At 47.4% G+C, this 13,904-nt stretch carries 10 protein-coding genes and 1 pseudogene; 3 read left to right on the forward strand and 8 right to left on the reverse strand.

Annotated features, from left to right (window positions below):
* From ACO0K1_RS19165 to ACO0K1_RS19200, 8 genes and pseudogenes are all read right to left on the reverse strand, one after another.
* Positions 1 to 128 (reverse strand): annotated as a pseudogene (locus ACO0K1_RS19165) (DDE-type integrase/transposase/recombinase); the annotation flags it as partial.
* Positions 129 to 155: 27 nt separating this feature from the next.
* Positions 156 to 1,694 (reverse strand): IS3 family transposase, encoded by a 1,539-nt coding sequence (locus ACO0K1_RS19170; RefSeq protein WP_423028662.1) that lies wholly within the window; start codon positions 1,692 to 1,694, stop codon positions 156 to 158.
* A gap of 40 nt (positions 1,695 to 1,734) precedes the next feature.
* Entirely contained in the window at positions 1,735 to 2,925 is a 1,191-nt protein-coding gene (locus tag ACO0K1_RS19175; RefSeq protein ID WP_423028664.1) for a CmpA/NrtA family ABC transporter substrate-binding protein, read from the reverse strand.
* An 11-nt stretch (positions 2,926 to 2,936) separates the two neighbouring features.
* The gene (locus tag ACO0K1_RS19180) at positions 2,937 to 3,512 is read right to left on the reverse strand and encodes an ANTAR domain-containing response regulator (protein ID WP_423028666.1); all 576 of its coding nucleotides are present in this window, start codon (positions 3,510 to 3,512) and stop codon (positions 2,937 to 2,939) included.
* A gap of 94 nt (positions 3,513 to 3,606) precedes the next feature.
* Complete coding sequence (locus tag ACO0K1_RS19185; RefSeq protein ID WP_423028668.1) at positions 3,607 to 6,291, reverse strand: molybdopterin-dependent oxidoreductase; 2,685 nt, start codon at positions 6,289 to 6,291, stop codon at positions 3,607 to 3,609.
* 13 nt (positions 6,292 to 6,304) lie between these two features.
* Positions 6,305 to 6,631: a nitrite reductase small subunit NirD gene (gene nirD, locus ACO0K1_RS19190; protein WP_423028670.1), complete on the reverse strand. Its 327-nt coding sequence runs from the start codon at positions 6,629 to 6,631 to the stop codon at positions 6,305 to 6,307.
* Between the two features lie 10 nt (positions 6,632 to 6,641).
* Positions 6,642 to 9,074 (reverse strand): nitrite reductase large subunit NirB, encoded by a 2,433-nt coding sequence (gene nirB / locus ACO0K1_RS19195; RefSeq protein WP_423028671.1) that lies wholly within the window; start codon positions 9,072 to 9,074, stop codon positions 6,642 to 6,644.
* 16 nt (positions 9,075 to 9,090) lie between these two features.
* Positions 9,091 to 10,293 (reverse strand): nitrate/nitrite transporter, encoded by a 1,203-nt coding sequence (locus ACO0K1_RS19200; RefSeq protein ID WP_423028673.1) that lies wholly within the window; start codon positions 10,291 to 10,293, stop codon positions 9,091 to 9,093.
* Between ACO0K1_RS19200 and ACO0K1_RS19205 the strand changes: the two genes are divergently transcribed.
* From ACO0K1_RS19205 to ACO0K1_RS19215, 3 genes are all read left to right on the forward strand, one after another.
* The gene (locus tag ACO0K1_RS19205) at positions 10,292 to 10,447 is read left to right on the forward strand and encodes a hypothetical protein (RefSeq protein WP_186911463.1); all 156 of its coding nucleotides are present in this window, start codon (positions 10,292 to 10,294) and stop codon (positions 10,445 to 10,447) included. The genes ACO0K1_RS19200 and ACO0K1_RS19205 overlap by 2 nt on opposite strands.
* A 706-nt stretch (positions 10,448 to 11,153) precedes the next feature.
* On the forward strand, positions 11,154 to 11,555 hold the full coding sequence (locus tag ACO0K1_RS19210) for a response regulator (protein ID WP_423028676.1): 402 nt from the start codon (positions 11,154 to 11,156) through the stop codon (positions 11,553 to 11,555).
* Positions 11,556 to 11,683: 128 nt separating this feature from the next.
* Positions 11,684 to 13,717 carry a methyl-accepting chemotaxis protein gene (locus ACO0K1_RS19215; protein WP_423028678.1) on the forward strand — a complete coding sequence of 678 codons (2,034 nt, stop codon included), beginning with the start codon at positions 11,684 to 11,686 and terminating at the stop codon, positions 13,715 to 13,717.
* Positions 13,718 to 13,904: the final 187 nt, after the last annotated feature.

The following is a 13,904-nucleotide window of genomic DNA, read 5'->3' on the forward strand; positions in this document are numbered from 1 at the left end:
TTGAGAAGCATGGCTTTGTCGAAGAAGCGCATGGCAGCAGCTTTATCGCGTTTAGTAGTTAAAAGAAAATCGACGGTTTGTCCCTCTTTGTCGACGGCACGATACAAGTATTTCCATTGTCCATTGAGGGGGTGCGGATAAAAACTTGGACTGATTTATGTCGTTAACCCGAGACTCTCGCGATATTCTAGTGGACTGCGAGAGCCAAGGGAAATTTTAATCCGTTTTTCGTTGTACCAACGAATGTATGAGTCAAGTACCTGAATAAACTGCTCAATGGTAGTCGCTTGCCATTCCCTAAGATAGAACATTTCTGTTTTCAGCCGCCCGAAGAATCCTTCGCATGCCGCATTATCAGGCGAGCACGCTTTACGCGACATCGAACGAATCAACTTTGCATCGCTGATCCGCGATAGCCACCCAGGCCAGCGATAATGAGCCCCACGATCAGAGTGAACGATGGGCCGGTCGTTGCTATTGGCCACCGTCTCGATGGCGGCATCCAACATCGTGTTGACAAGCTTTGCGTCTGGACTCGTGCCGATTGACCAACTGATGACCATGCCATCGAAGCAATCAATCATCGGCGATAGATATACCTTGCCGGCCGGGATTTGAAATTCCGTGATGTCGGTGAGCCAATTCTCATTGGGGACTGCGGCACGGAAATCGCGATTGATTACATTCTCTGGTGCAGGGCAGATTTCTCCCAGGTAGGAACTATAACGGCGTCGCTTGACCTTGGCGACGATCAAGCGTTCTTGCTTCATCAAACGCTGCACGACCTTTTCCGAGAGGAAGACCTGCTGCTTGCCCAGTGATGCCTGTATCCGACGATAGCCGTAGCAACGGTGATTGAGTTCAAAAATCTCAGTGATGGTGCTACGCACACCACCATATTTGTCAGCAAGCTGCAATCGGGCCCGATGATAAAAGTAGGAGCTGCGTGCTAGACCCAGCTTAGTAAGAAGTTCTGGTAGTGCATAAGTCTCTCTCAGGGCATCAACTAACATCGTCTTCTCCTGATTGCGCAGAAGGTGCAGGTCGATGCCCTGGCCTTTTTTTATTATTTCGTTGGCCTTCTTTAAGAGATCATGTTCTAGCTGCAGATGTCGGATGTCACGTCGAAGCGATTCGATTTGTCGCTCCAGTTCCGCACGTTCAGGTTCTGGCGGTGAGTCTTTGTGGCATTTCATGGATGCTAGGGCCTCACGGCCAAGTAGTTGATTTGTCCATTTATATAGCGTCGTCCTGTCCACGTCCAGCTTTTGTGCAACTACTTGCGCGCTTTCTTGTCGTGTGCAAAGTTCAATGACCGCTGCCTGCTTGAACTCTTGGGGATGTAATAGTCCCGAGGCTTTGCCAACAATCCGCTTCTCTGTTTCGGGGTGCAGTTCATTGATCCAGTCGCTCAGTGTCTTTCGCCCGGGATAACCCAATGCCTTGACCGTGGCAGCAATGCAGCAACCGTGGTTAAAGTAATGTTCAACGACGTCTTTCTTCTGCTGCTCAGAATACGTCGGTTTCATGCGCGCGTAGCTTTCCGGCAAATCACGACATTCTTCGAATTCCAGATGCCAGCTCTTGAGAGCATTCTTTGTAGGGTAACCCAGCTGTAAGATGGTCGGCGCAGTGCGCTTCCCAAATTTGATGTAGAGCTTTACTGCTCTAATGCGATCTTCGTATGAATACATGAACTACCTCCAAGTAGTCCAAGTTTTTATCCGCACCCCCTTAGTGAAGTGAACCCTTAAAGTTGGATGCCTTTATTTTGAAATGTTCGGAATAGGCAAGCGCATTTGAGCCGTCCCAGATCTGACCATCAATTAATTGACTTGCGGTCGCTTCTGGTGGCGTCGAAACGAGATTTAGCTGTCGTGCAGCGTTCGCATAGTGAGTGGTTTGACAAACGTGATTCACTATGTGGTTCCATTCATTGGTTGATTTTAGTAAACCCCAGCGATAAAACTGACTGAGAAACCACAGGCCGTCTGTTGGCAAAGGATAGTTTGATTTGCCATCGGTAAAGAAGCTGACTGGTGATCTTGGAGGCATTGCATTTTGTTCGCCACTATCGATAGCATGCGTGATAAGACGTGAATGAATTAAGTCCGCTGAAAGCTTGAGATATTCCGGCTTTGCTAACCAGGTACTCAGTTGTATTTTGTTATTAGCGTTTTCTATCCATTGGCACGATTCCAGAATTGTACGAATTAATGCTTGAGCTGTATTTGGGTAAAGTGCCGTAAACTCACGACGGCAAGCGAGCGCTTTTTCTGGATGATTGTGCCAAATCTGGCTGCTGCTCACGATTGTGCGTCCGCATCTATTGTGTTCTGCGACAGCGTGCCATGGTTCCCCGGCACAAAACCCATCCAACTCACCTTGCGCAAGGGCGTCTGGCATTTGTGAAGGAGGAATCACGATGCTCTCAATATCTGTAAGAGGGTGAACATCATTTGCCGCCAGCCAATAATTGAGCCACATTGCGTGTGTTCCAGTGGGAAAAGTTTGTGCGAAGATAGCTTTTCTGCCGATTGAGCTCAAGGCATTTTTTAATGACTGACCACGTTGTAGCAGATCGGCTAACCGATTGGATACCGTGATTGCCTGTCCATTCCTATTTAAGGTCATCAATATCGCCATGTCGGCTTGCGGGCCACCTAATCCGATTTGTACACCATAGACCAAGCCGTACAGAGTTTGTGCCGCGTCCAGTTCACCTGACAGTAATTTGTCGCGAATCGCAGCCCATGATGGTTGTTTGCAAAGTTCCAGCGTTAGCCCATGATGGTTGTCAAAACCCATTTGCTTAGCGACGATGAAAGGTGCACTGTCTATCAGTGCGACATAACCAACGCGCAGATGAGGTCGTTCCGGTGGCAAAAATGGCGTTGAATCTGTCATAGTAGTCAATGTGCTCATGTGAGTTTCTCTTAAGTCAGCAAGTCAGCCATGGCAATAATCTGGCGCGCAATTTCTGCAATTTTCAGTCCTTGCTTCATGGATTGATTGCGTAGCGTTTCGTAAGCCTCTGCTTCGCTCATTTTCCTTTTATCCATCAATAGACCTTTAGCCCGATCAATGACTTTGCGGTCAGCGAGTTCATTTTCGACGCTTGCTAAACGTTGTCGTAATTTTGACTCTGCCGCAAAACGTGCTAAGGCAACCGTTAAGATGGGCGCCAGTCGCTCAGGTGCCAGGCCATCCACCACATAGGTAGTCACGCCGGCACCGACGGCAGCACTGATCAGATGTTGATCCGCATCGTGGCTGAACATCACCACAGGACGCGGCGCTGCATCATGCATGAGCGCCAGTTGCTCCAGCGTGTCGCGTGAGGGGGACTCGGTATCCACGATCACGATATCCGGCTTTTGTAGTTTGACGGCTTCTGACAACGCCCGTGAGGTCACAACCAAAGGCAGCACTTCATAGCCGCTCTCGTTGAGCGCCTGACAAAGTTCACCAATAGGCTTATCGGTATCGTTGATGAGAAGAACGCGCAGCATGAAATGTGTCGATTGATGTCAATAAGTAATGAATCAGTAAAATACCGGATCCTGATGCACTGATTCAGCGATGTTACGTTGACCTAAGCATAGTTCATGCCACATTCAATTTGGTGAGCATATGTTTTATCTCCGGCAGGCAAGAGCCACAAACACTGCCGCACCCTAATGTTACTTTCAGTTGGGTTAATGTCGCCCCTTGGGTAATCGCATTTTCTATACGTGAACCTTTCACTTGCATACACTGACAGACAGTTCGGTCTGTCTGTTGGGCTGATGTCTGACGTGAAAAAATTGCCAGCCGTGAACCTTGCCAAGGCATATTTTGGCGAACATGATTCAAAGCAAAATCTGCGCTTTTGATATCACCAGAAAATACAAAACCTGCGAGATGCCCGTTTGTCCATGTCGCAAGCTTGGCGATATTGCGTTGCTCATCACGATATTCGAGCGTGTCCGGTCCAACAGAAAAATCTAATACATCAAACACCCGTTCCAGCCATCCTGACCGAGGGACAAGGTCGGCTGCATGGAGTATCAATACATCAGACTCGATGGTGATAGAGGCATACGCACATTCCCTCAATAATGGCTGTACCCGGGATTGCATGTTAAGTATGTCGCCACGCCGGGCTGCCATCATTCGCCAAGGAAGCTCTGCTGCTTCAATGCGTACTGCAGCATGCTTTAATTCTGGCTGGAATGAACGGCGATCTACTTTGCCAGTGATCACTTCATTGATACCGCCGCTATTCAAATATTGACCATTCCAGTGCATTGCCGCGAACACCGTTCCAGATTTAACTTCGTCGGACAGTCGCAAAGGCAAGGTCATTTTCGCTTGCTTATTGCTGATGGTGACGAGTTGACCCTCTTTGAATCCCCGGCGTTCAGCGTCTTTGGGGTGCATGGTCAATGCAGGTTGCGGTTCGTGAGAAAAGGCCTTGGCGACGCGGCCACTGCGGCTCATTCCATGCCATTGATCGCGCAGTCGCCCAGTGATTAAGTGAAAGGGAAAGCGTGCATTGGTGACTTCTGCCACCGCTTGATATTTGGTGATATGAAATTGCGCACGGCGATTGTCGGTATGAAATAAGCCATCGACATAACGACGCGCCTGTCCCGTTTCTTGTCCGGCTTTGAACGGCCATTGTTGTGGTCCTTGCTTATCTAAAACCGCATAACTCAAACCACCAATATCCAGATCGCGACCGATAGTGAGCTTGCGGTGTTCATTAAATATGGATTCAGGTGAGGTAAATGGAAAAAGATCGGGCAAATCGGGTTGCAGTTGCGCTTGCATTCGACGCGCGACGTTATTTGCTATCCACCAATCGGGTTTAGCGTCACCAGGCGGTGAAATTGCCTGGCGCACTAAGGAAATGCGTCGCTCTGAATTAGTGACTGTTCCCGTTTTTTCTGCCCAACTACTGGCAGGCAAAACAACATCGGCAAAAGGCATGGTATCGGTTTGCATAAAGGCTTCTTGCACGACGACAAATTCAGCATGCTGTAGTGCTTGACGAATTTTTTCTGCATCCGGCATGGAGTGCACAGGATTGGTGCAAACTATCCATACTGCTTTAACTTTACCCTCCAAGATTGCATCAAACATCGCCACAGCAGGCAAGCCTGGTTTATCGGACAGTTGCTCAACATCCCATAGTGCCTCGACTTCTGCACGATGGCCGGGATTGCTGATTTCGCGGTGTGCTGCCAGCATTGTCGCCATGCCGCCGACTTCGCGTCCTCCCATGGCATTCGGTTGGCCTGTCAACGAAAATGGGCCTGCACCTGGCCGGCCAATTTGACCAGTTGCTAAATGCAAATTAATCAAGGCGATGTTTTTGTCTGTGCCATGGCTTGACTGATTCAAACCCATGCAATACAGCGACAATGAGGCAGGGGAGGCGGCAAACCACTCCGCTGCCAGAATCAGGTCTTTTTCGGTGATGCCACAGATTTCTGCTGCAATGCGTGGCGTGTATTCCCGTACCAGATTTTTAACTGCAGCAAATCCATCCGTACTGCGATCGATGAAGCCGGTATCAATACTGGCTTCCCAGATTAAATGGTGCAACATGCCATTGAAGAGGGCGACATCCGTGCCAGGCTCGATTGCCAGGTGCAGGTCCGCCATGGCTGCCGTATCGGTGCGGCGCGGATCGATGACGATCCATTTGATATCCGGATTTTTTTCACGTGCTGCCTCCAGCCGACGGAACAAAACCGGATGGGCGTACGCCATATTGCTACCTGCGAACAGCACCGTTTTCGCATGCTCTACATCCTCATAACATCCGGGCGGTGCATCTGCGCCAAATGCCATTTTGTATGCAGTGACGGCGCTGGACATGCACAAGCGGGAATTGGTGTCGATATTATTAGTGCCGATCAACCCTTTGGCGAGTTTGTTAAAGACGTAATAATCTTCGGTGAGCAATTGTCCTGAAACATAAAATGCCACGGCATCAGGGCCATGCAGACGCGCAATGTCAGCAAAGCGTTGAGCCACCGTTTCCAGCGCCGATTCCCAGTCCACTTGGCGGCGCGGTGAATGACGATCCAGACGTATTTCGGGATACAGGGCACGTCCGACGTCACTAGCTACTGTTAATGGTAGTGACAAGCCTTTACTGCACAACCGTCCAAAATTTGCAGGATGAGCGGGGTCACCTTGAATTCCAATGACGCGGTCACCTTCCGATTCGATGAGGACGCCGCATCCAACGCCGCAATAGCAGCAGGTTGATTTTGTAATGGTAGGCATTGTGGTCATGTCACTGTTCCAGCTAGGTTAATGCAAGAAAAACATGGCCTGATTCGACTTTGACAGGAAAGTGTCGGGCGCACCCGACATCGGGCGCCTTGGCTTCGCCCGAGCTCAAATCGATTTGCCAGCTGTGCAACGGACAAGTCACCGATTGTCCATGAACGATTCCCTGAGAAAGTGGACCTGCTTTATGAGGGCAGCGATCAAGCAGTGCAAAAACGGTGTTATCAGCTGTACGGAACACAGCAATATTTCCGCTGGCGCGTTCAATCAGACGAGAACCTAGTAATGGGATATCGTCGACCTGACAGATGTTGATCCATGTATCTTCGATGGTCATGTCCATTTTTATTTCCTTAAGCGATGACTTTTAACGGAATGAATTCATGTCGTTGTGCGCCTTTAATTCTGGCTGTCCAAGGATCTGGTAATCCTTCCAAGGAATAAAGTAACCGCTCATGCAACGCTTTTCTTTGGGCATGATCGTTCACGATTTTTGCTTTGATATAGTCGAGGCCGACGCGGGCAATATAATGCACTGTGCGGTCAAGGTAGTAGGCTTCCTCACGGTATAGCTGCAGAAATGCGCCGGAATATTCTTTGACCTCGTCCGGTGTTTTTACTTTGACTAAAAACTGCGCGACTTCGGTTTTGATACCGCCGTTTCCGCCAACATACAATTCCCAGCCGCTATCAACCGCAATCACACCGACATCCTTAATGCCCGCTTCAGCACAATTGCGAGGGCAACCAGAGACCGCCAGTTTGACTTTGTGCGGTGACCACATATTGGCTAGCATTGTTTCCAGATCAATGCCCATCTGGGTACTGTTCTGGGTTCCGAAGCGACAAAATTCGCTGCCAACACAGGTCTTTACGGTACGAATAGATTTGCCGTAAGCGTGGCCTGAATTCATCCCCAGATCAGACCACACGTTGATCAGGTCTTCTTTTTTTACACCGAGTAAATCTATTCGCTGACCGCCAGTGACTTTCACCATTGGAATCTGATATTTGTCCGTCACATCGGCGATCCGGCGTAATTCAGAAGCGTTGGTAACCCCGCCTTTCATTTGTGGGATGACCGAAAACGTACCATCTTTTTGAATGTTGGCATGAGCACGTTCGTTGATGAAGCGACTTTGTGGATCATCAATAGCTTCATGAGGCCAGGTAGACAGCAAATAGTAATTGATGGCGGGGCGGCAAGTCGCACAGCCATTTGGCGTGCGCCATTCCAGAAAATCGTAGGTACTGCTGTGTGTCAGTAATTTATGCTCGCGAATGGCTTTGCGCACTTCGCTATGGTTACGGTCCGTACAGCCGCAGATTGCTTTGGTTTTTGGTGTTTCCTGAAAATTACTACCAACAGTGTTCAGTAAAATCTGTTCGACGAGTCCCGTACAAGATCCGCAAGAGCTGGCTGCCTTGGTGTGTTTTTTGACGTCATCCAGGGTGAACAAACCTTTGTCTTTAATGGCTTTAACAATATTGCCTTTGCAGACGCCATTGCACCCACAGACCTCGTCCGTGTCTTGCATTTGGTTGGCACGACTTTGCCCCTGGACGCCTACGTCGCCGACGTTGGACTCACCAAACATGATGTGATCACGTAATTCGCCGAGTTTGCGACCTTCTTTGAGCAGCTTAAAATACCAGCCACCATCGGTGGTATCGCCATACAAACAAGCGCCAATTAATTGATCATCTTTGATAATCAATTTTTTATAAATGCCACTGGCTGGGTCGGATAAGACGATTTCTTCGCTACCTTCTTTTCCCATGAAATCACCTGCAGAAAAGAGGTCGATGCCGGTGACTTTTAGCTTTGTCGACAACACAGAACCTAAATAGCGACCGATGCCCATTTGGGCCAGATGGTTAGCGCATACTTTAGCTTGCTCAAACAAGGGGGCAACTAAGCCATACGCGATGCCGCGATGGCTGACACATTCACCAACTGCATAAATCCGCGGATCATAAGTTTGTAGTGCGTCACTCACGACAATACCGCGATGACAGTATATGCCAGCAGCTTCTGCCAGCGCGGTGTTTGGTCGTATCCCGACTGCCATGACGACCAGATCGGCCGGTATTGTTATGCCGCTTTTAAAGTGCACAGCACTCACTTTACCTTCGGCGTCGCCGATAATTTCTTCGGTTGTTTCTCCCATTAAAAATTCGAGGCCACGCTCTTGCAATGATTGTTGCAGTAACTTACCAGCTGTTTTGTCGAGTTGACGTTCTAGCAGCCAATCAGCCAGATGCACGACGGTCACATTCATACCGCGTAATCGAAGGCCGTTTGCTGCCTCTAACCCCAGTAAGCCACCACCAATGACGACTGCGTGCTTTTTGATGCGCGCTGTTTCTATCATGGTTTCTGTATCGTGGATGTCGCGATAACTAATCACACCATCCAGGTTTTTACCGGGTATTGGAAGGATGAAGGGGGTTGATCCTGTAGCGAGTAACAAGCGATCATAAGGTGTGCAGCTTCCATCTTCTGCAATCACTTGACGTTTGACGCGATCAATTTTCGAAATCGCACACCCCATACGCAAATCAATCCCAGCTTCCTCGTACCAGGAAACAGGATTGAGTACGATATCTTTAAAAGCCTGTTCTCCTGCCAAGACAGGAGATAACAGGATGCGGTTGTAGTTGGGATGGGGTTCATTGCCGAACACGGTAATGTCGTACATATCCGGTGCAATGGCGAGCAGTTCTTCTACGGTTCGGATGCCCGCCATGCCATTACCAACGACGACTAATTTGAGTTTTTTCATGATCATCTCCGCATGATCAGACGCGAACCATAGCGGCTGACCAACTTGCACGCCAGCGTTCTTTGACGCCACTTAAGCTGACCCAGCCTAAAGCCGCAAGGAATGAGAACAACCAAAGGCCGACGGAATAATCTCCCGTTGCTTGTTTAATCGCACCGAGACTTGCCGCAAGTACAAAGCCACCAATGCCGCCTGCCATGCCAATCAATCCTGTCATGACTGCAATTTCTTTACTGAAGCGTTGTGGCACCAGCTGAAAGACCGCACCATTGCCGGCACCAAGGCACAACATCGCCATAATGAAGAGTATCAATGCGCCCAACGAACCGCCCAAATGGAATCCGGCTGTTGCTATCAATACTGAAGTGCTGGCAAATACAACCAATAGCGATTTTGTGCCGCCGATACGGTCAGCTAAAACGCCACCTAATGGACGCATGACGGACCCAGCAAAAACGCACGCTGCGGTTGCCCATCCTGCGGTTTTGGAATCGAACCCAAATTGATCATGAAAATAGCCGGGAAGGGCGCTGGCAAAGCCGGAAAATCCACCAAACGTCAGAGAGTAAAAAAACATAAACCACCATGCGTCAGAGTCTTTCAACATACGGAGGTAGTCACTTACGTTTTTCTTCGTAAAATCACCTGGCGCATCTTTTGCAAAACGGCTATAGGTGATCAACAAAAGTACCAATGGAATACAGGCGACGCCGAAGACGTTTTGCCAACCGAAAGCAGTTGCCAGTACTGGCGCAAACAAAGCCGCCAATACAGTGCCTGAATTGCCTGCACCGGCAATTCCCATTGCTGTGCCTTGGTGTTGTGGTGGGTACCAGCGTGAGGCGAGCGGTAATGCCACGGCGAACGAGGCACCAGCAACCCCCAAAAAAACGCCCAGCAACAGTATTTCCGCAAAGCTGTGAATACCGAATTGCCAGGCAGCGATCAATGCCGCAATTACAACAACTTGTCCGATGAGCCCGGCACGTTTAGTGCCGACACGGTCTGCCAGAAAGCCCATAAAAACACGTAAGATCGCACCAGCCAGGATCGGTGTTGCCACCATGAAGCCGCGAGCCTGGGTGGATAATTCCAGCGATTTAGCAATTTGCACTTGCATAGGGCCAAGCAGGTACCAGACCATGAAGCTGAGGTCAAAATACAAGAATGAACAAAATAATGTCGGCGTGTGGCCGGAGCGCCAAAAATTACGATTCATGAGAATCTCCTTGCTGAAGCAGCGCATCACAATTAAAGACGCACTGCGCGAACCAATAAAAAATGGCATCCGCTCGTACTTTTTATACGAGGGGACGCCATTGTCCTTGTCGCACGCTGTCGCCGTTGACATCGCACCTTGCATTCTGGATTAACACTTCGTCGTGCTAACGGCTGTTGCGATGCAATATGTGTGCCATATATGCGAAATTAGGGTTACTCAGGATAATAGCGAAAGCCGATTGTCAATGGACCTTAAAATTTGCACAAGTAGAGTGCGAAAATCTTTCTACGCACTGAAATGGGCTCAATTCTTACTCTGCTGTTGCTCGCAAAACTATTCTTTAAGCCAAGTTGATCGAGATATTCGTACGTGTTGCCATCGTAACTGGATTTGTGGAAGTCGACGAGCAATCCACATTGTTATTGTTCCGCGATTTCGAGCATTCGCTGGAAATCACAGAAATAGCCAAGTACATCGATATTCCGTTGCTCGTTATGAGAACAACGTGGACGAAAAACTCCAATGATGGAAAAATTTGATCGTCAAGCTGTTTGAATGACTGCCCGTGTGAAGTTGTTGTAAACAGCATCTATTACCTAGGCGTCAGTTGGCATTAACGCTTTATTCGCTTGTCCTGTCTTATTGCAACCAGCCGATAACTTAATATATATGTGTTGAATTTCAAACAGGCAAATCTACAGATATAGAATTTCAATTGATGAGGAGATCAAAAATTAACTTGTTGCTTTAAATCTACAAAAATAATGTCACATTTGATGCGGAATCTCAAAATCATTTAAACTAAGAGTAGAGACTTGTTCTAGTGAACGGATAATTTACTCGATGGATACGTGATAATGGGTACAGAGCGAAGTAACAGAATAAAGAGAGCGTTAAATGTTCTCGTCGTCGATGATGATTATTTTCTGCAACGAACTTTAGTGCTCTATCTCAATAGCTTTGGACATTCAGGCATCGTTGTAGAGAACGGTCAAAAGGCATTAGCCTGCTTATTTGAGAGGAATTTCGACGTCATTCTTCTTGATGTGACTATGCCAGTCATGGATGGTCTTGAGGTGTTATCTGCTATTCGTAGCAAAGAAAAATTAACTAAAAAACATCAACTCATCATCATGGTGACTGGCTATGCAGAAGCTGGTGATATTGACAAGCTCAAAAGAGCCGGAGCCGATGGGTACATCACCAAACCCATTAATCCCGCTCAGTTAGAAAGTGAACTTGAGCGCCTCATTGTTTAAAAAATAAAATCAAATAAAACAATCATTTGTAGAAATAGTCTTCTATCAAATTTAATATTGCCTAGCGCTAATTGCATCAAACTTGTAACTATTGCCTTATTTGAAATGTCTTATAAAGGAAGTTGAAAATGTCTGATGCAACTAAGCTTACCGTTGTTCGCAGAGTTAGCCCTGAAATGCAGGAGTTTTTGGCGGCGCCCAAAAGTGAACCTGTCCATAAAGACGCATTCCATGCACATGGACTCTTGACTCTGGGTGTTGTTCTAATGCGTAATCTAAGGTTTAAATCCAAAGCATTTTTGATTTGTATGATGTTCATTATTCCAATGTCAATTCTGACATGGATGTATTTTTCTAATGTTCTTGAAAATATTCGTTTCTCAGAAAAAGAGCGTATAGGCATTGAATATACTCGTCAGATTTTTCCGGTCATTAACTTGGCACAACAGGTTCGTAGGGACTCTGTCGCCGCAGCCGTATCGGGAACCGCACCCGCAACGCTGCCGTCCCTATTAGAAAAATTGCGTCAAGAACAACAAAAATTAGACGAAACTCAAAAACGCTATGGCAAAGACCTTGGCGTAGAAAAATCGTACGCCAGCTTACAGGATGCTTTATCCAAGATCCCCTCAGCAACCCCAGCGGACGTATTCAAACTTCATACTGCTTACGTTCAATCCTTGATTAATTTAATGGGGCAGGTTAGCGATGGCTCAAATTTGACTTTAGACCCGGAAATCGTCAGCTTTTATTTAATGGATGCTGCTCTCGTACGCGCACCAGATATTATTGAGAGTTCAGCAAAAATTCGCGGGATTGGGGGAGCTGTTCTCAAAGCTGCCAGTATTACGAAAGAACAGCAAAATACCTTGAGCGGTTTAATTACGATCACCGAATTTCAAGGTGATGGCATGATTTCTGATCTTGCAAAAGTGAGCGAGAACGACAGCAAGATTGGAGAAAAAATCAATGCTAAACAAGTTCTCGATGATACGCGGACATTTTTTGCGTTGGCAAGGAAGAGCGTTATTGATAACCAGGACTATGCCCCAGAGACACAAGCAGCCTTTCTGGCAGCAGCGAACAAAACCATAGAAAGTCAATATGGACTTGTTGATAAACTTATTAATGAGCTCGACCACGTTCTTGCTGATCGCGTATCGGCAATGAAGCAACGACTCTATTTTGTATCGACGATGTTAATTGCTTTTGTTCTTGCTGCACTTTATGGCTTCTATACTTTTTATCTTGTGACTAGTGGTGGATTAAAACTAATCAGCTTGCATTTAAAAAAAATGAGTGAAGGTGATTTGCGCAAAGCACCCGCTCTACCATGGGGTAAGGATGAACCAGCACAAGTCATTCACGATGTTCGTCATACCTATGACGCATTGCATGGATTAATTAAAACCGTTCGTCATTCAGCACGCGCATTACATGCCACCAGCAGTGAAGTCTCCGCGGCAAGTCTGGATTTGTCTTCACGGGCAGAATCGGCGGCAGCCTCCCTTGAAGAGCAATCAGCAACGATTGAAGAGATTAGTTCTATTGTAAGTAATAATGCGGAGCAAGCTAGTTTTGCAGCCAATTTTGCGACGGACAATGCCAAGGTAGCAGAACAAGGAGGGGCAGTAATTTCAACAGTAGTTAGTACTATGCAAGATATTCGTGCGTCGTCGTCTAAAATTAACGAAATCATAGGCGTAATCAATGGGATTGCGTTTCAAACGAATATCCTTGCGTTAAACGCCGCAGTGGAAGCAGCACGGGCGGGTGAACAAGGGCGCGGCTTTGCTGTGGTTGCCAGTGAAGTACGAAACTTAGCGCAACGAAGTGCTGCCGCAGCAGATGAAATCAAAGTCTTAATTTCTAGTAGTGTTGAGCAAATTACGACTGGAACTAAAGTGGTGGAGCAAGCTGGTACGACAATGGAGACGATGGTGAATAATGCACGTCAGATCAGCATATCCCTGAGTGAGATTTCGGCTGCAACGAAAGAGCAGTCACTTGGACTTAACCAAATTACCAGCGCTATTCAAGAATTAGACGAAAACACACAAAGTAATGCCGCTTTGGTTGAGGAAACCAGTGCAGCCGCGAGCGCTTTAACAGATCAAGCCAGCAAATTACAACTTGAGATTGCTAGTTTTAGAGTTGCTTAAACAAGAGCAATACAGATGCTATTGAAAGCAGTTTTGCAATCTATTTATACTGAAAAAATAGCCCCCTATGTCAGGATAGATGTCGCGTCAATTAATTCACATCAACCGTATTGGGGCGGAGTAAAGACATGCAGTGAATCGTTATCCAGCAGAACGCAAGGAGGCCATCCTTAAGCAGATGATGCCG

It is taken from the genome of Undibacterium sp. SXout20W, from assembly GCF_049340285.1.
In the GTDB taxonomy this organism is placed as follows: Bacteria; Pseudomonadota; Gammaproteobacteria; order Burkholderiales; family Burkholderiaceae_D; genus Undibacterium.

What these genes read in the sequence shown, in the direction of transcription:
- ACO0K1_RS19170 (WP_423028662.1), bottom strand. Translation starts at nt 1,694, where the DNA reads ATGTATTCATACGAAGATCGCATTAGAGCAGTAAAGCTCTACATCAAA.
- ACO0K1_RS19175 (WP_423028664.1), bottom strand. Translation starts at nt 2,925, where the DNA reads ATGAGCACATTGACTACTATGACAGATTCAACGCCATTTTTGCCACCG.
- ACO0K1_RS19180 (WP_423028666.1), bottom strand. Translation starts at nt 3,512, where the DNA reads ATGCTGCGCGTTCTTCTCATCAACGATACCGATAAGCCTATTGGTGAA.
- ACO0K1_RS19185 (WP_423028668.1), bottom strand. Translation starts at nt 6,291, where the DNA reads ATGACCACAATGCCTACCATTACAAAATCAACCTGCTGCTATTGCGGC.
- nirD (WP_423028670.1), bottom strand. Translation starts at nt 6,631, where the DNA reads ATGGACATGACCATCGAAGATACATGGATCAACATCTGTCAGGTCGAC.
- nirB (WP_423028671.1), bottom strand. Translation starts at nt 9,074, where the DNA reads ATGAAAAAACTCAAATTAGTCGTCGTTGGTAATGGCATGGCGGGCATC.
- ACO0K1_RS19205 (WP_186911463.1), top strand. Translation starts at nt 10,292, where the DNA reads ATGAGAATCTCCTTGCTGAAGCAGCGCATCACAATTAAAGACGCACTG.
- ACO0K1_RS19200 (WP_423028673.1), bottom strand. Translation starts at nt 10,293, where the DNA reads ATGAATCGTAATTTTTGGCGCTCCGGCCACACGCCGACATTATTTTGT.
- ACO0K1_RS19210 (WP_423028676.1), top strand. Translation starts at nt 11,154, where the DNA reads ATGGGTACAGAGCGAAGTAACAGAATAAAGAGAGCGTTAAATGTTCTC.
- ACO0K1_RS19215 (WP_423028678.1), top strand. Translation starts at nt 11,684, where the DNA reads ATGTCTGATGCAACTAAGCTTACCGTTGTTCGCAGAGTTAGCCCTGAA.